Genomic DNA, 17,396 nt, shown 5'->3' with positions numbered 1-17,396 from the left:
GGTGGATGGGACATCCTTTGTTTTTGAGAGCGATATAAATCAGGTGCTGCTATATCCTCTGCAAGCGAGGTAAATAGATTACAAGAAACAGTGACCGTCCTAGTGCAAACACGATAAAGGACAGCCAAAGTCCGTGATTCCCATAATGGGGAACGCACCAGAAGAGAGCGATCAAAAAGCAGAGCAATGAGATCAGCATCGAATTACGAATCGGATACGTTACTGTCATTCCTGTAAACACACCATAGAACACCAGTCCCAGCCCGGCTGCCAGCGGAAAGACCACAAGCCATCCATTATAAGGGCCTGTAAGGCTAATCACTGTAGCATTATCCGTAAATAGCGAGATAAGCGGCTCTTTCAGTGCGAAATACAATCCTCCCGTCACTACGCTGGTCATCAGTGTCCAGAACCAGGACAAGTGAATAACCCTTTGCAGCATTTTACGATCCCCGGCACCCTGAGCCTGACCCGTCATAATGCTACTGGCGTTGGCGAACCCATCAAAAAAGTAAGCCATAATATAGTGGATCTGTAGCAAAATAGCGTTCGCCGCCAACTGATCGGTCCCAAAGCTCGCACTGCGCGCCGTAAACAGATTAAACATCGTCAGCAGACAGGCTGTACGAATCATAAGATCAAGGTTTGTTGCCATGACACTTTTCAACTCTGAGGCTCCAAACCAACCTCGCCAATTCATCTGTCCGCTTTGCTTCCATTCTCTCCAAATCGATGAGCGGAACACCAGAACTAGACCCAATATACATGCAAGAACCTCCGCAATCAGAGTAGCGCTTGCTACACCAGTGACATTCCAATGCATCATCTGTGTAAATACAATAGCTAATACCATATTGATTACGTTCATTGTAATTTGCAAAAATAATGTAGCCTTCACACGGGATAATCCCATCAGCCAGCCGAGCAGCACATAGTTCACCAATGTAAGAGGGGCTCCCCAAATACGAATGCTAAAATAAATTGCTGCCTGCGCCGCTACATCCTGAGCCGGATGGATTAGCTGAAGAGAAGCTAGCAGAATTGGCTTTTGTAACACAATGAATACCGCACCAATGAGTAGAGCAATGGCCAGTGGGCGCATGAGAGCAGCTATGCTCTGGTCGTTATTTTGTGCCCCCGCGGCTTGTGCCGTGAAAGCCGATGTGCTGACTCGCAGGAAGCCAAACAGCCAATATAAAGTATTGAAAATAAGAGTGCCCACCGCTACACCGCCTAAATACGCGGAATGGCTCAAATGACCGATTACAGCTGTATCCACCGCACCGAGCAGCGGGGTTGTAATCGTCGAAATAATTAAAGGGATAGCTAAAGCAAGATAGGCTCGGTGGGAAGGCAACATGTTGAAAAAACCTCCAGTAATGATTGTGTATAAGGATGGCGATCCGAATGAAATAATGCTTCTTTGGGAAAATGCTCAACCACACTGCCTTCTTTCATGACCATGATTCGATCACTCATAAAGTGCACAGCCGCCAGATCATGTGAGATAAACAGGTAAGCCAGTCCTAGCTCATCCTGCAAATCCTTGAGCAGATTTAAAACGGTGGCTTGTGTAGTCACATCCAAACTAGCCGTTGGCTCGTCCAATACGATAAAATCCGGCTCTGTGCTGATGGCACGTGCGATGGTTACACGCTGCTTTTCCCCACCGCTGAGCTGATGTGGAAACTTGTCCAGATAGCTGGCTGGAAGCTTTACCATATCAAGCAAATGTTCTGCTATATCCCGACGTTCTGAGGACATACCCGCCATAAAGGAAGGAACATAGTACTGAAGCTGGTCCAGTGGCTCCAGCAGGGAGTGCAGGATGGTTAGTCTGGGGTTCAAAGCCGCAGATGGATGTTGAAATACTGCACCCAGCCTGCTGCGAATCCGTTTTAATTCGCTCCGCTTTAGCCCTCGGATAGACTGTCCATCCAGTCTAAGCTCACCTTGATCAAAGGGGTCCAATGTCAAAATACAGCGAGCGAGTGTACTTTTCCCACTGCCGCTTTCCCCGACGATGCCCAGACATTCTCGGGGGGAGATCGTCAGAGCAACATCTTGCAGCACCGTTTTGCCTCCAGCGTAAGCCTTCGTCAAACCGGAGACGGTCACGACAGGATTAGACGTGTCTTGCCGCTGAGCGCAGGTGGCTTGGTTATCCATGTAAAGCGCTCCTTTCCATTGCGTTTTGTTCTTCAGTGCTGTTGTAAGGTAAACGTGCTGGAGCGCCCGGAGACAGCGGCGGAATAGCCGCCAGTAGACGACGAGTATACGGGTGGTCCGGATGGTTCAGCACCGCTTGCGTGTCACCTATTTCAACCAGTGAACCTTCGCGCATCACTGCGATTCGATCTGCATACTTGCGTACATGACGCAGGTCGTGAGTGATCCACAAGACGGAAATACCCGTTTCCGTTCGGATTTGGTCAATGAGTTGGAGCACCCGATGAGCTGTGAGCGTATCCAGCGCTGTTGTAGGCTCGTCGGCAATAAGCAACTTCGGCTCCAGAAGCAGTGCAGCCGCAATAGCTGCCCGTTGCAATTGACCGCCGCTGAGCTGGAACGGATAGCTGCGGTACACACGCTCGGCGGGAAGCTGTACGCGCTCCAGCACCTCGATACAGTGCTGTTTGCGCGCCTTGCGATCTTGTTTGCCATGGGCGCGCATCAGCTCGTCCAGTTGGATGCCTACACGCAGAAAGGGGGTGAAAGCCCCGTGGTAGTCTTGAAAAATGTAAGATATTTCACTACCCAGCAAAGAACGTCGTTGTTTAGCGGATAGGGCTAGCAAATTATTGTCCTTCCACGCAATGATTCCTTCCGCTGTAACAGAAGAGGGGAGAAGGCCGCCGATAGCGAACGCCGTCATGCTTTTGCCGCTACCGCTTTCGCCGGCTAGAGCACACCATTCCCCCGGACGAATGGCAAGCTCCAGTTGCTCTACAATCGTTTTTACATTTGTCCGAATCGTTAAGCCTTCAATAGTCAGCATGTACAGCTCACTCCTCTGTCCGGGTTTTAACATCATAACGGTCGCGCAGTTTGTCTCCCAATACGTTCGCCAGTAGCACTGTTAGCACGACAGCTATCCCTGGAACCAGCATCAGGTGGGGAGCCATTTGAAAATACGCTCGTCCTTCATTCAACATAGTACCCCATTCGGGAATTGGCGGCTGTGGACCTAAGCCCAAAAAAGATAGGGAGGCAATCATTAAAATGATTTTGCCGATATCCAGCGTAGCCAACACAAGAACATTCCCAATTGCATGGGGGAGAATATGCCGCATGACAATCCGCAGGGAGGAGGTACCCGCCAGTATGGATAACGAAATGTAATCCTTTTGCTTTTCTGCCAGAACGGTACTACGCACCAGACGTGCATAACCAACCCATTTTACCGCAGTCACCGCGAAAATAAGATTTACTAAGCCTGGTCCGAGCAAACCGCTCAGTACAATGGCAAAAATATAATCAGGTAATGTCATGAAGGCATCGACCACCCGCTTGAATACACGATCCATCCAGCCTCCAATAAATCCTGAAAGCAGACCAAGAGGGACCCCGACAACCAGCGAAACGGCCAAAATCAACAAACTGGTTCCGACAGTCGTCCGAAGTCCAGCTATGACTCTCGATAGTACATCTCTGCCCAAATGATCCGTTCCCAGCCAGTGCGTAGCGCTGATCGATTGTAGTCGATTCCCCATCTGGATGCGATACGGATCTTGCGGTGCAAGAAACGGAACGACTGTAATTGCTGCAAGAATGAGCAGGATGGAGAGCGACACGATCCATGTTTTGGACAATCGTGTTCTAGTGAGCTGCCCGTTTTCCGCATGTACGGATTTTATCATGATAAACGTTTCTCCTTCAAAGCGATTTCAGGATTGACCCAACGGTAGGACAGCTCTACCAAAATATTGATACATACAATGAATGCAGCCATAAATACGGTATAGCCCTGAATTATGGGGTAATCCCTTGCAGCGATGGCATCCACAATCCATTTGCCCAGCCCCGGATAGGCGAATAGCACTTCAATTACGACTGTACCTCCCAGTAGGCTGCCTATACTCTCACTGAATACCGTAATAAGCGGAACTAGACTGTGACGAAGCATGTGTCTGAAAAAAATGCGGATGGGGCTGATTCCACGCGCTTGCGCCGCTTTGATAAAGTCTTGCCCCGAGCTTTCAATCAGACTTGCGCGGATCATTCGTACATAAACGGCCGCCATTGCCAATCCCAAGGTAAGAGAAGGGAGTACCAAATGAAAAGCGGTTCCTTCACCCATAGACGGCAAAATGCGCAATTTAACTGCAAACCATTCGATAAACAAAAGCCCCAGCCAAAAGCTGGGAATCGAGGAGCCGATTAAGGCAAACACACGACTGGCTCTGTCAATCCAACGGTTACGGTAGAGCGCTGCCATCGTTCCGAGCGGGAGAGCTATCAGCAGCATAATGAACAGGGAGCCTCCGGTCAGCAGAAGTGTATAAGGCAGTTTTTCCATAAACTCTGTGAATACCGGACGATGGGTTAAATAAGATTGTCCAAAATCAAACTGAAGTAACTGAATCAACCACTTACCATATTGCACAGGCAATGATTGATCCAGCCCCAGTTGGCTGCGCATATCCATAATTTGCTGATTGGACACAGCTACATCATCGACTCGGAGAATGCTCCGGACGGGATCGCCTGGAACAAGCTTAAGCAGACAGAAGCTCACAAAGGAAAGAATAAGAAAGAACAAAACCAGTTCAAGAAACTTTTTGGCGATGGATTTGAACATGCTAATTCACATCCAGGTCCTGGGTCAGCAAGTAGTATTCACTTTGGCTAGTTACCCAGTTATGTACGTAATCGCGATAGGCCACTACGTTGTTAGGATGGACCAGAAAGGATTGCAGATTTTCTTGGTCAATCAGTGTGACAGCCTTCAGCGCCAGCTTGTTGCGTTCTTCCTCATTCACGGTTGTGTTCAGCTGTGAAATCATACCCGTGAGTTCTGGTACATGCACACGCCCATAATTCAGTGCTCCTTCAGGCATGTAAGCCGCATTCAGAAAATAGCTTGCATCGCCGCGCGGGACTGTAATGCTACTATAAGTCGCTAAATCCCAATCCTGATGTGCGGCGAGATATTCGTCAATATTATCAACCTGACGGATATCAATCGTAATGCCAAGTTCTTTAGCGTTAGCCTGAATCAGCTGGGAAATGAGTGGAAGCTCCGCTCTCGACTGGTAAGTTAGCAGTGTAAGATGAAGCGGCTTGCCGTCGGGGTTCGCAACTTTTCCGTTCTGCACTGTATATCCAGCTTGCTTGAAGCCTTCTCGTGCAGCATTCAAATCAAACTGTTTCGTAATATATTTTGGTGAAAAAGGAAAGTCGGACAAGAACGGGCCTTGAGCAGGGGTTCCCTGACCAGACATGATACCACTGGCAATCTCATCCCGATTGATCAGGTTATCGAATGCTTTACGCACAGCCGTCTTTTTCAGATCGTTATTGTTCATATTGTAAATCAGCTGATGCGTTCGCAAACTAGGAAGCGAGTCAACCTTAACAGTAGAATCAGCTTTCAATAGCTCCAAGCTTTCAATTGGCGGGCGATACACAATATCAGCTGTTTTGGCTTGAAAAGCAAGCTGACGCGCATTGGCGTCTTCGTTAAACATGAATTTGGCATGTTTCAACTTTACTTTACCGTTCCAATATTGTTCATTGCGATCTAAATTCAGTTCACTTCCAGCACGGAAGCTGGCAATCTTGAACGGTCCCGTCCCTGATGGGAGGTCACCTGTAGTTGTGGTGTCTATAATAGCCGTATTCGGATGAACCAGCTCAGACACAAATTCCGGGAAAGGCTTGTCTGTCGTAATGGTCAAAATCTGTCCATCCGCATGAATATCACGGATATGCAGCGCATTTTTGACCGATGGATTGAGCTTTAACGCTCTTTCCAAAGAGGCTTTGACAGCAGCAGCATTGACGGCTTTACCGCTGTGGAAGTTTACACCTGGTCGGATGTTGAAAGTCCAGTGCTGTCCGTCCTTGCTATCCCATTTTTCTGCAAGCCAAGCTTCCAGCTTGAGATCCTTGTTCACTTTGATCAGTGTTTCACTTACTCCAGCACGAACAGCTGTGTAATTTACATCTGAATGAGGGTCTATAGAAGGGCTTTGCACGTTAAACAATAAGGTGACACTTTTATCTTGTGGTGCAGCAGATGGAGAGGGTGAAGCTGACGGAGATGAAGCGCAGGCTGCCATCATCACCGCCATTACCGTAGGTATAAATAGTTTAAAATACGAAAGCTTAAACAACAGGGAGTCCTCCTTAATAGTAATCGTAATTTTTACGCTTTAATTTATAAACCATATCGTAACCAAATGAAGGAGCTTTGTAAATATGTAATTGATGAATGTGTATGTAAATTCATATGAAAAAAAGGCTGCATAACCAATAGTGAGATGGTTAGCAGCCTTTAAGTATATTTAGATATGTTTAATTTGGAATGGCTAAAAATTTATGAATTAATGCATGGGTGCTTTGGCAGTGCCATGTTCAACATGAACTCTGCGGATGAAAAACGCAAGGATCAACCCGATCACACTGATGATCATCGCAAAGAAAAATGAATTTTGTGATCCGATTGCCATGGCATTGGCCATTTCATTTACGGATTCAGGCATACTGGATTGGCTCAAATAGCTGTCCATGCCTTTCGAGAGAATACTTACCGCTACGGCTGTACCAATAGCACCAGCAACTTGTTGGAGCGTGCTCATAATGGCCGTTCCGTCTGGGTATAGATCCATAGGGAGCTGGTTAAGTCCGTTTGTCTGAGCTGGCATCATAATCATGGAAATGCCGATCATCAAGCAACTATGAAGCACAATAATGAGTACGAGAGTTGAAGTTGTTGTAATGCCAGACAGGAAAAATAAAACAGCGGCCACGATCACTAGCCCTGGAATGACAAGCCATTTGGGACCGAATTTATCGAATAGGGAGCCCATAATGGGAGACAAGAGACCGTTGATAATCCCACCAGGCAGAAGTACCAAACCTGCTGTTAGAGCAGACAAAGCCAGCCCTTTTTGCAAAAAGAGTGGAAGAATCAGCATCGTAGAAAGAATCGTCATCATACATAAGAACACCATAATAACGCCGATCACGAACATAGGATACTTAAACACACGCAAGTTCAACATAGGCTGCTTCATCTTCAACTGACGTACAGAGAACAGTATCAACGATACCAGACCGACAATCACAGGAAGCAGAACCATCAGGCTAGCCCAACCTTCGCCACCTTCTCCGGATTTACTGAAACCAAACACAACACCGCCGAAGCCAATGGAAGACAGGAGGATAGATAAAAGATCAATTTTAGGCTTGGTCGTTTCTGAAACGTTTTGCATAAATAAAATACCGCAAATCAGCGAGAGAACCAAGAACGGAAGGGAAATCCAGAAGATCCAGTGCCAAGACAGATTTTGCAGTACCAGTCCTGCAATGGTAGGTCCAACGGCAGGTGCAAACATAATTACCAATCCGATGATCCCCATAGCCGCGCCTCTCTTTTCAGCCGGGAAAATGATCAAGATGGTGTTAAACATCAACGGCAATAACAACGCTGTACCAATGGCCTGAAGAATACGTGCGATCAATAGCACTGAAAAAGTAGGTGCAAGTGCAGCAACGAGACAACCAGCTATTGAAAACAGCAACGATGTCACAAACAGCTGTCTTGTCGTAAAGGTTTGAATCAGCAATCCCGATACAGGTACTAAAATACCGAGTGTAAGCAGATAAGCGGTAGTCAACCATTGGGCTGTTGCAGTTGTAATATGCAAAATCTGCATCAAATCATTCAGTGCAATGTTAAGTGCCGTTTCACTGAACATCCCAATAAAGCCGCTAAGGAGCAGGGCAATCATAATAGGTAGCACCTTGAACGTTTTGGGTTCAGAGGGTGAACTCGATTGACTCATTGTATTCATGTTGTTTTTGTTCCTCCAATAAATTAATGGTGTTGAATTATAACGATCGGTCTATATATAATAAACATGTTGTTATTTTTTTGTCAAAGTATAAGTTATAACTACTATATAATGAAGGATGCTGTATATGGCTGGTAAACCCGAATCATACGAGAATATCGTACAAACCGCATCGAAGCTCTTCTTTCATCAGGGGTATCACGCGACCGGACTGAATCAGATTCTTGCGGAGAGTGGATCACCGAAAGGGTCACTTTATTATTATTTTCCGCGTGGTAAAGAAGAATTGGCTTTGGAGTGCATAAGAAGAGGGAATGAGTTTATAAAGCAAAAATTAAAACAGACACTGAACGGGAATGATAATCCAGTACTAGCCATTCAGGATTTTATCCGTAATACAGCTGAGGAGGCAGACCGTACCGGCTTTAACGATTTCATGCCGATTGGCTTCTGGGCTGCTGCGGAAACTTCCTGTATTAGTGAATCGCTACGTCATGCTTGTGTGAATACGTTTACAGATTGGCAGCACATCTATATGGAGCGCCTTCAGGATTCGGGCTGGGAAGAGGAAAAGGCACACAGTCTGGCGGTACTTATTATTTCGATGCTCGAAGGTGCATTGATTTTGGCCGTTACGCAACAGAGCAGTGCTCCTATTTATAATATCGTGGATTACATTCCACAGTTGGTCAAATAATCCTGTCTCTTCGATTTTCAATCGCTCCTAATGAGCTCCAACAAGCAACTTTAAAAAGCCGATGTTTTCGGTTTTGAGAACTCGGCTTTTTTGTGGTTCTGAGACGTAATTTTACTCACATTACCAGCACCAAATGATGAAAAGTATGGTAAAATAGAATGAATTTGATTTTGATTTTGCACGAAGGAAGGGTGGTAGCAAGTGGCAAAAGCGAAGGTACCCAAACGGCCTACTCGGGATGAATTTGTACTGGAGGAAATCGGGAATCAGCTTGTAGAAGCACAACGAGAGCAATCCGAAGTTGTATTGACCGTATGGGGACGCGAAGAAACAACCCGTGGACAAATTGTTAAAATGGACCCGAGAACAGGAAAGGTTCATGTAGAGAGTAATGGAGAAACGGATAAAGTTCCTTTTATGGATATTATGAGTGTAAATTACCCGAGAGATTAGTTGTTGTGATTACATAAATATAGCAGATAGGGAAGAAAAGAATGACAAAGTTAGAGTCTCCCTTACTGCGTGGGAAAGTAACAATTTACAATTCGCGTATACAAAAACAACCGAGTGGTTTAGAGCCATCGGTTGTTTTTGTATACTGCTGCATGAGTGGGAAGAGAAAGCAACGTTATTGTGTTGGCACTTTCCCTTGTACATGCTTATGTAGCTTTTATCGGGCTGGTATGACTGGCCCGTGCTTCGGCTTTCTTAAGCACCTTACGATCAAAAATGAAAGGACCAAACGGCAACAGCGATGCAATCAAGGCTGCAAGACTTTGCAATAGCGTTATTTTTCGCAGAATCAGCATGACCACAGTGGCTACAACATAGGCCACGAACAGTACCCCATGGATCATACCCACCCAGCTTACCATTTGTGGCATTCCAGCTGCGTATTTAAGTGGCATAGCGATACACACAAGCAGCAGATATGAAATCGCTTCAATATTGCCAATAACACCAAACATCTTAAAGGCATTTTTGAACATAATACACCTCCTTCTCCTATTGCTTAAAATTTAATATATCCTATAATGCAATGTTATTAAACGGTAGAAAGTTACGATATATCGAATATTTATAGCTGAATCCAAAGGTTATGTCAGAGCTTTCACATGATTGAAGTATCTCCCACCAATGCTTCATTTTGTTGCTTCCAACGTCCCACAGCTTAGCGTGCCCGGAAACGATAATCGTAATTTCGTTTAAATTATTGAAACAAACAAGGGGGCTTAGAAAGATGGCTTGGAGTAAGAGAAAACACTAAGCTGGTGTAGTTTGAAGGCTTAGCATATATTGTTTGCGCGACCCCTATCTGTAAAAATGCTAGTGTGAAGCCTAAACATTTTGTATGGAAATTCCGATAACAGTTAAATGAATGTCTGTACATTTTAGTGTGAATTTTAAAAGCTGGATTGCAGCAGAAGGGTTTGTAAGCTTGACTTATTAGTTTTGACAAATAAAATTTCCATACTGGTATCAAGGAGCATAGATTATGAATAAAAAACGTTTGCGTCAATGGATGGCACCGTTCGCAACGGCTACACTGATTTTGAATACGGGATATGGCATTTTGGCACCCGATGCAGTGGCTAGCGCGTTGTCGACTGAAAGGCATAACTCAAATCCGACAGGCCTGAATACAGCACAGTTACATACCAAATTAGCAACCGCTCAAGGCCGTCATGTGCCTGTTACTTCGGGCACGAAAGTGACTACGTTAACAAAAGGCTACGGTCAAAACACCTATCTTAACCAAATGCTAAAAGTAATGTCGAGTCAAATGGTTACTGCGAATATCGCGCTGGCAGAGGTAAGCAATCTGACAGCGGTTCCTACAGAAACAACAAAAGTAAATTTGTCCTGGACCAATCCGTCGGACATTAATTTTGACCACATAAAAGTGGTAAATGTCACTAACGATGTATATGTAGATAACATTCGAAGTAACTCTTATATGATGAGCGGTTTACAGCCGAACACGACATATACTTTTCGCGTGAAAACGGTGAATAAGAGTGGAGATGAATCTCTAGGTGCGCCAATACAGGCCAAAACGGCTTCCATTGATGTCCCTGTAGATAAGACACCTCCAGGAGAGGTAAGCGGACTGACAGCTACGAATGTAGGATATAACGCTTTTACCGTAAATTACATATTGCCTAAGGATGCTGACCTGAGCCAAGCGATCATCTATTTAAATGGTAAGGAAGTGCAGCGAACTACAGGGACGTCCTATTCATTCAGTGGATTGATTGCTTCCACAAACTATACAGTACTGGTCAAGACTATTGACAAATCCGGCAACATATCTGGAGGAATCAGTATTCCGGTTACGACCTCAGCACTCACCGTTGATACAGTGCCCGAAGTGACAGGAGCTTCAGTGACATCAGTTAATAACTATAGCGTCACTGTTTCCTGGACAAGACCTAGCGGAATTAATACGGTCAGTCTGTATAAGGATGGGCAACTGGTAACTGATTCAACAGGATCATCCTATACATTCAACAATCTTTCGGCAAGCCAGACCTACACGTTCACGATTAGGTCCAAGCGAAGCACAGGTGCATTGTCCTCTGGTGTGAGACTGACTGCCACAACGGACAGTACGTCCTCCAATTCGTCAGAAGTGTCCAATCTTGAAGTAGATAGTAAGAGCGACACCTGGATCAAAATCACCTACGATATGCCGAGTAAAGCCGACAAGGTAAAGATATATGTTGATGGTGATTATGAGGGAACTACAAGCTCTGAGTCCTATAAAATAACGGATTTGCGAGAAGGACGCTGGTATGAGATTAAGGTCGTGACTGTCAATAGTAATGGAAGAGAATCTAGTGGCGTTAAGATATCAGAACGCACGGATTCGGATGGTTACTACTCTTCTTCGTCATCTAGTTCATCGAACTATGAGAAAGCGAGAGATTTGATGCGAATTGCAGAAAACAGTCTGAATGCCTCCGACTGGCGTTCTGCCAGAGATGCAATCAGTGATCTGCCGAGCGGAACCCGTAAAAGCGATTTGCTGGATCGGTTAGAAGCTATTCGCAATAGAGCAATTGGGACCAGTAGTTCATCATCCGGGACGAGTTCTACTACAACAACAACTTCTGGTACAACGTCCTCATACCCTAACAATGCGGTTTCCTCATATTCAACTTCGTTCACCCTGACACCAGGAGCTAAATCAGCTTATGTCGATGGTCGTGCTACGACGATGGCTCAGGCTCCGCGAATCATAAATGGGGCAACGATGGTCCCGCTACGCTTTATCAGTGAACGGATAGGTTACGAGGTAAATTATGAAAAAGCGACCAAAAAGATCATTCTGACTCGACCTACAGACGGCAAACAAGTAGTACTTCAGGTCAAGAATTCTACCCTTGCCGTGTATGAGTTGAACAACTCCCGGAGTTATTCGACGAACATCACAGCTCCGGTTATTGTTAACGGCTACACGCTGGTTCCATTACGAGTGATTAGCGAGCTTTCGGGGTATCAGGTGAACTATAATACTGCATCCAAACAAATTACGATTACAAAATAAATACTTCTGCAAAAAAGGGTTCTAAAGTTTTCACTTTAGAACCCTTTCTGTCTATTAGGAAGTGTATGTAGAACAATAACAATCTGTTACTCTGGTAAACAAGTTATTTTGATTGAAAAGAATATCGAGTTGCTTAAGCTCGTCACTTGTTAGTCGAACACCCAGAGTTTGAAGATTGGACTCGATTTGATCAGGCTTGGTTGCACCTGGAATAATTAGATCAACGGCTGGACGCGTTAATAGCCAAGCTAGCGCCTTTTGCAAGGGTAGTTCTAATTAATTGTCGGCTTAGAGTATCATCGACTTTTGGATACATCATTGAATTACCTACCACACCTGCTCCAAAACCAAGTTTAAATGCTTTTAATACTGTTTTTTCTATTGCTATTGTATTGTTCATGTTTATAAGCTCCCTTTTGTATGATGTGGAATCCTTGGAGGGAATCTAATGCACATCTTACAACCTGGTGTAAACACTAGGTCAAGCAGAGCAATTCAGTTTTAAAAAAAGATTAAGCGATTAAGTATGGGTCTCAAGCGGCAAAAACTTATGGCCAAATTTTTGCCCGGTTTGCAATTTCAATTCAATCATATCCTTAATTTCCTGAAGTTCTTGCAGCTGCTGATCTATCTTCTTTTGGTAATTGTAAAGCCTATCATACCATTCATTATTTGATATGTTGCTCTCATCTAATTGAAGCTGGATAATAGGTTTTAACTCCTTCAGCGACATTCCGGCTTTTTTTAAACACTTGATCATTAGAAGTGCCTCTTTGTGTGAATTGTTATATATCCTGTGCCCATTATTTTTGCGGGCCACGGGAGGAAGAAGACCCATTTTCTCATAATACCGTAAGGTATCCTCACTGATTTGGAATTGATCCATAAGTTCTTTCATTTTAAAATTTGTTGTCATCTCTCGTCACGACTTCAAGTGCGATCGTTTGAACGCGCCAACTAGTATCTAATAGTAAGCTACAACTCTCGTGAATACGAATATCCTGTAGCGTTTTTGTATAGGTCATTCTGCTAGACAATCGCTTTGTATTCTCGTTGGCATTCCTGTTCCAAGTCATGGCATACCTTATATTAGGTATTTTTATGGACGCGGATCCTGCCGTGATTGCGATTATCTTAATTCTAGCGAATACTGGATTAACCTTTGCTCAGATTACAATGGCAAACACCATTTCTCGAACATTAAGTGGCAACCAAACCGGAGTTGTATGGGTATCTATATGATGGGAAGCTTTATGGCGGGGGCTATCGGAACGTCTATTCTTGGTTCCGTATTTGATCAAGGAGTACAAAGCAAAATTATAGCATCATCCGTTCAGCAGCACATATAGTAATCCAATAACCCATGTTCCTTATAATAATCGCGAGTCTGTGCCAGGAGTGTTTTCATTCCGATGGCAAAATGATAAAACGCTACTGACCTTCATATGTCAGTAGCGTTTTAAATTGTTTCAATAACAAACGAGGAAGAGGTGTGTGCCTTATGAATCGAACCAAGCTTAAGAGCAAATTATTTATTTCGGTAATTTTCTCATTATGTCGCTAATGAACTGACGGAATCTCAATGCTTACCTGTCCGCCGCCTGTCTGGGTGGAGTTGGTGATGATCAGCTTTCCGCCATGTAGATTGACAATGGATTTTGTTATATACAGACCCATACCGTAATGTCCATTTATTCTTCTGGACGAGTCACCCATATAGAACTGCTCGGCGGCCTGTTTGAGGCCTTCTGGAGAGAAGCCTGGGCCTTCGTCTAAGATGCTGAACCGAATGCAGTCTTCCACAGACTCTACGGTCAGCTGGATCTCGCTATATTCAGGCGCCTGATCTACCGCATTAGAAGCAACATTCATAATGGCTCGCTCAAGTAGAACTGGGTCTGCATACAGCGTCTTAGGGAGGTTATATGCAGCGAATGCTACAGATATTTTTTTGACAGCAGCCAAGGCCATTATCTGATCTTTCACTTTCGTTAAATAGAAGTCAGTATCCATCGTTTCCGCCCGCAGGGTGACTAGCGTTTCCGCTTTTGAAATTTCAATAAGAGTCTTAATATACTGCTCCATCTGCCTGGTGCTTTCCGATATATAATCCGTATAGTTCTTTTGCTCTTCGGACTGATCGGTCTCGGACAGCAGCTCTACGTTTCCACGAACGATAGTGAGTGGTGTTTTGACATCGTGTGCTAGGGCGGATATTTGCTCGCGGCGGGATCTTTCGAGATTCCACTGTTTCTGAAGCGAAGTCTTTAACGTTTCTTTCATTTTATCCATGGAATGCAGCACCTGATCGATCTCCATCACGCCACTGAATTCGATTGAGAAGTCCAGATCCTGTGCTTGAATTTGTTTGGTGGCCTGCTGCAACCCACTCATCTTACGTGCCAGCTTTCGTCCGAAGGAGGAAGCCAGCAAGGCACCTCCCCCCAGAAAGGCGATACAGAACACGGCAAAAAAGGACAATTCCGCGTTCGGCAGGTATTGACGCAGGATAGGAAGTTCAAACTGAGCCGAGACAGAATAGCGCATCACAGTAACTTTATCATTATGTGAGACTTTTACATAGTTATAGGGAAATTGATAAGCAGTATCGTTCTGCTGCGTAACACTCCAAGCAGTTTGAGCCTGCTTTTCAGAAAGGTTTCCCTCATTGAGGCGGCCTTCCGAAGTGAATGATGCGTATTTATACAGTTTCTGCCGAGAATCCGGCTGTAGGGTCTTGCCAGCTTCAATGATTGTCTTGTCCTCCCGCACCTGATTCTCAGCATAGTTCGCGGGGAGAATGGTCCCACAAGACATCAGGACATAGAAGATGAGAACCAGCAACAGAGCGAGCGCAATCGTCCCGATACAGAACATAACTAAATAACCCAGAAAAATGGTTCGTAGTTTGGTTGTCTTGCGTGCTTGCTGTACTTTGGTTACTTCCATCGGTACCCGATCCCCCAAACCGTCTCCACTGGCGAAACCTCTACTTTGCCAAGCTTGGCTCGGATATTTTTAATATGCTCCACGATGGTGGCGGAATCGCTGTCCCCATCCAAGCCGAAGACAGCTTCGTAAATCTGCTCTTTAGGGAACACCTGTCCCCAGTTCAGGGCTAGAAACTTACATATCTCATATTCGCTTTTGGTAAACGGGACTACAACATTCTGAACGGTGATTTCCTTGCCGGACAGATTGAAATGAACTTCCCCGATGCAGAATACATTACGCCGTTCACGATTCTCCCGTCTGAGATGGGCGTTGATTCTTGCACGCAACTCTCCAGCACCAAACGGCTTGACAATATAATCGTCCGCCCCTTCCCCAAGCCCTAACATCACATCGTTCTCCATGGATTTTGCGGTGAGGAACAGGATCGGGCAGTCTATTTTGCTGCGAATTTCCCGACAGAGTGTGAACCCGTCCATGGTAGGCATCATCACGTCAAGCAGGATGAGGTCAAAGGCTCCAAGCTGCATGGTGAGAACCTGTGGGGAGTCGGAGACCACCGTGACAACATGGCCATCTTTCTGCAAAATATTTTGAAGGAGTGCCAAAACGGCGGGTTCATCATCAACGGCCAACAAGTTTGCCATGCTTAATTCACTTCCCTTGCTTTCTTTACTCTGGTCTTTATTCCGACGAATTGTGTCCTTCCCAACGACAAATCCATAATCCTAATAATACCATGATGACCACGGTCCCTACTACGCAATAGCTGACTCCCGAATCAAGCCGTATAGCTTCAGGAATAGATACTGCTGAGTTTATATCGTATTGCACCCAGATCGTGATGAACCGGGCAGCCCAAGCAGAGGGGATGAATATCCAATTATGATCACCCAGCCCTGTAAGAAGCAAAGCGGACAATAGACTCTCCATAATGCCTAGACCGATGGAAGCTCCCTTGCCGAACCGCAAACTAATGAAAAAATGCAGAAAATAGAGGAATACACTGGACATAAACAGAATGCAGGCAGCCAACACATAAAACTTCAAGCCATACGGTGACTCTCTCATAAGATATATATAGCCAGCCCCAAAGCCTCCGGAGGCAAGCAGCACACTGCCAAATCCCAAAATCAGGAGCAGGCTGAGCTTGCTCAGGAAAGGTAGCAGTTTCACTGGCGAGATCAATAGCTGCTGGAAATTGCCAGCGACTGCCTCCTGCTCAACAGCAATGGAGCAGACAATACCAATCATGGTAGGAAGAACCACGGCTAGGACCTGTAAATAGCCGTCCACCTTTGAAATCGGTGAATACGGAGTAAAGGAATAGTAGGCTAGAAAGATTGCTATGCCTAAAAGCGGCACAAACAGCTGCACAAGCAGTAAGGGCTGCCTTCTAAGTTTAAGCACATCGGATTTCAGATAGCGGAAAAAAGAAATCATCTTATTTAGCCTCCCGCTTGCGGAAGGACATCGCCGTCAGTATCGACAGAATTATAAACAGGCAGATTGTGATCACTAGGCCGGGCACAATCACGCCTTTATCCAAAAGCGGATCTCCTGAAGGAACGGTAAGCCCATTAGGTAGCACTTTAATGACGGCGCACATTAATCGGGCTGGAATAGCATAAGGGACCGCCCACCACACAGAGGACGTAGCGAACAAAATGGTGCAAGATACGTTGCCCAGCATGTTAATAATTAGAGTGGCAAACATGCCTATTCGGTCCGTCAGGAACAGGCAAAGTGGAACTTGCCACAAAAAGGTGATGAAGAGGATTAGAGTTGCAGCAACGCTTCCTGCTAGTGTTACAGAAGTTGAGAATACGAATCCGCCAAGAGTTATCCCTATAAATAGGACAATAAAGGAAACTATTAAGAGTCTTACGCAAACCCCGATTTTACCGTACCATACCTGAGCCAAATCTACAGCCATGCCGAGGACAGCACGGTATTTCAGCTTCTTGCCATCCTTTTGGATCACTCCTGAGCACATTAAGGTGAGGGCACCTGGCAGCAGCATGAAATACCACCAATTGTAGCTGGCGCTTTGGAGCATACGTCCCCCCATGAGTACGGTACACAGAAGAAGAGTAGCGATGGGGGCAAGCCAGACCAACCTTTTTGTGAAGGTATGCTTTAATTTTAGATGTTCGGCGGCTATATATTGCTGCAT

The 17,396-nt window shown here is 45.2% G+C and carries 18 protein-coding genes; 3 read left to right on the top strand and 15 right to left on the bottom strand.

Features of this window, described 5'->3' with window-relative positions; translation table 11 throughout:
• Positions 1 to 49: 49 nt before the first annotated feature.
• The 7 genes from AOU00_RS00350 to AOU00_RS00320 all read right to left on the bottom strand — a co-directional run bounded on the left by AOU00_RS00350 (position 50) and on the right by AOU00_RS00320 (position 8,012).
• On the bottom strand, positions 50 to 1,360 hold the full coding sequence (locus tag AOU00_RS00350; RefSeq protein WP_069289630.1) for an MATE family efflux transporter: 1,311 nt from the start codon (positions 1,358 to 1,360) through the stop codon (positions 50 to 52).
• Positions 1,327 to 2,169 (bottom strand): ABC transporter ATP-binding protein, encoded by an 843-nt coding sequence (locus tag AOU00_RS00345; RefSeq protein ID WP_069289629.1) that lies wholly within the window; start codon positions 2,167 to 2,169, stop codon positions 1,327 to 1,329. Before AOU00_RS00345 ends, AOU00_RS00350 begins: the two co-directional genes overlap by 34 nt.
• A complete protein-coding gene (locus tag AOU00_RS00340; protein WP_081330659.1) occupies positions 2,162 to 2,998 on the bottom strand; it encodes an ATP-binding cassette domain-containing protein in 837 nt (278 codons plus the stop codon). The genes AOU00_RS00345 and AOU00_RS00340 overlap by 8 nt, the downstream gene beginning before the upstream one ends.
• A 7-nt stretch (positions 2,999 to 3,005) precedes the next feature.
• Positions 3,006 to 3,860 (bottom strand): nickel transporter permease, encoded by an 855-nt coding sequence (gene nikC, locus AOU00_RS00335; RefSeq protein WP_069289628.1) that lies wholly within the window; start codon positions 3,858 to 3,860, stop codon positions 3,006 to 3,008.
• Positions 3,857 to 4,801 (bottom strand): nickel ABC transporter permease, encoded by a 945-nt coding sequence (gene nikB / locus AOU00_RS00330; protein ID WP_061828310.1) that lies wholly within the window; start codon positions 4,799 to 4,801, stop codon positions 3,857 to 3,859. Before nikB ends, nikC begins: the two co-directional genes overlap by 4 nt.
• Position 4,802: 1 nt before the next feature.
• Positions 4,803 to 6,338: a nickel ABC transporter substrate-binding protein gene (nikA, locus tag AOU00_RS00325; RefSeq protein WP_081330658.1), complete on the bottom strand. Its 1,536-nt coding sequence runs from the start codon at positions 6,336 to 6,338 to the stop codon at positions 4,803 to 4,805.
• Positions 6,339 to 6,548: 210 nt separating this feature from the next.
• A complete protein-coding gene (locus AOU00_RS00320; protein WP_069291982.1) occupies positions 6,549 to 8,012 on the bottom strand; it encodes a DHA2 family efflux MFS transporter permease subunit in 1,464 nt (487 codons plus the stop codon).
• Positions 8,013 to 8,148: 136 nt separating this feature from the next.
• Here AOU00_RS00320 and AOU00_RS00315 point away from each other — a divergent pair, with 136 nt between their 5' ends.
• The gene (locus tag AOU00_RS00315; protein ID WP_069289627.1) at positions 8,149 to 8,718 is read left to right on the top strand and encodes a TetR/AcrR family transcriptional regulator; all 570 of its coding nucleotides are present in this window, start codon (positions 8,149 to 8,151) and stop codon (positions 8,716 to 8,718) included.
• Positions 8,719 to 8,919: 201 nt separating this feature from the next.
• Positions 8,920 to 9,171 carry a YolD-like family protein gene (locus tag AOU00_RS00310; protein WP_061828313.1) on the top strand — a complete coding sequence of 84 codons (252 nt, stop codon included), beginning with the start codon at positions 8,920 to 8,922 and terminating at the stop codon, positions 9,169 to 9,171.
• A gap of 206 nt (positions 9,172 to 9,377) precedes the next feature.
• Here the strand turns inward: AOU00_RS00310 and AOU00_RS00305 are convergent, their stop codons facing one another.
• Positions 9,378 to 9,707: a DUF3817 domain-containing protein gene (locus AOU00_RS00305; RefSeq protein ID WP_061828314.1), complete on the bottom strand. Its 330-nt coding sequence runs from the start codon at positions 9,705 to 9,707 to the stop codon at positions 9,378 to 9,380.
• A gap of 506 nt (positions 9,708 to 10,213) precedes the next feature.
• On the opposite strand from AOU00_RS00305, the gene AOU00_RS00300 reads away from it, so the two are divergent.
• On the top strand, positions 10,214 to 12,268 hold the full coding sequence (locus AOU00_RS00300) for a fibronectin type III domain-containing protein (protein WP_069289626.1): 2,055 nt from the start codon (positions 10,214 to 10,216) through the stop codon (positions 12,266 to 12,268).
• 54 nt (positions 12,269 to 12,322) lie between these two features.
• On the opposite strand, the gene AOU00_RS25520 is transcribed toward AOU00_RS00300, so the two are convergent.
• The 7 genes from AOU00_RS25520 to AOU00_RS00270 form a co-directional block, all read right to left on the bottom strand.
• Positions 12,323 to 12,532 (bottom strand): aldo/keto reductase, encoded by a 210-nt coding sequence (locus AOU00_RS25520; protein ID WP_081330657.1) that lies wholly within the window; start codon positions 12,530 to 12,532, stop codon positions 12,323 to 12,325.
• The gene (locus tag AOU00_RS26150) at positions 12,489 to 12,668 is read right to left on the bottom strand and encodes a hypothetical protein (protein WP_069289625.1); all 180 of its coding nucleotides are present in this window, start codon (positions 12,666 to 12,668) and stop codon (positions 12,489 to 12,491) included. Before AOU00_RS26150 ends, AOU00_RS25520 begins: the two co-directional genes overlap by 44 nt.
• Before the next feature lie 120 nt (positions 12,669 to 12,788).
• Positions 12,789 to 13,184, bottom strand: a complete 396-nt coding sequence (locus AOU00_RS00290; RefSeq protein ID WP_069289624.1) for a MerR family transcriptional regulator — start codon at positions 13,182 to 13,184, stop codon at positions 12,789 to 12,791.
• Between the two features lie 644 nt (positions 13,185 to 13,828).
• Positions 13,829 to 15,217 carry a HAMP domain-containing sensor histidine kinase gene (locus AOU00_RS00285; RefSeq protein ID WP_069289623.1) on the bottom strand — a complete coding sequence of 463 codons (1,389 nt, stop codon included), beginning with the start codon at positions 15,215 to 15,217 and terminating at the stop codon, positions 13,829 to 13,831.
• The gene (locus AOU00_RS00280; RefSeq protein WP_068938789.1) at positions 15,208 to 15,867 is read right to left on the bottom strand and encodes a response regulator transcription factor; all 660 of its coding nucleotides are present in this window, start codon (positions 15,865 to 15,867) and stop codon (positions 15,208 to 15,210) included. The genes AOU00_RS00285 and AOU00_RS00280 overlap by 10 nt, the downstream gene beginning before the upstream one ends.
• A gap of 37 nt (positions 15,868 to 15,904) precedes the next feature.
• Positions 15,905 to 16,663 (bottom strand): lantibiotic immunity ABC transporter MutG family permease subunit, encoded by a 759-nt coding sequence (locus AOU00_RS00275; RefSeq protein WP_069289622.1) that lies wholly within the window; start codon positions 16,661 to 16,663, stop codon positions 15,905 to 15,907.
• A gap of 1 nt (position 16,664) precedes the next feature.
• Positions 16,665 to 17,396: a lantibiotic immunity ABC transporter MutE/EpiE family permease subunit gene (locus AOU00_RS00270; protein ID WP_069289621.1), complete on the bottom strand. Its 732-nt coding sequence runs from the start codon at positions 17,394 to 17,396 to the stop codon at positions 16,665 to 16,667.

Origin of the sequence: Paenibacillus polymyxa, from assembly GCF_001719045.1 — a bacterium.
Classification (GTDB): Bacteria; Bacillota; Bacilli; order Paenibacillales; family Paenibacillaceae; genus Paenibacillus; species Paenibacillus polymyxa_B.
The sequence above is the reverse complement of the archived record's forward strand: the minus strand, read 5'-3'. Positions and strand labels throughout refer to the sequence as shown.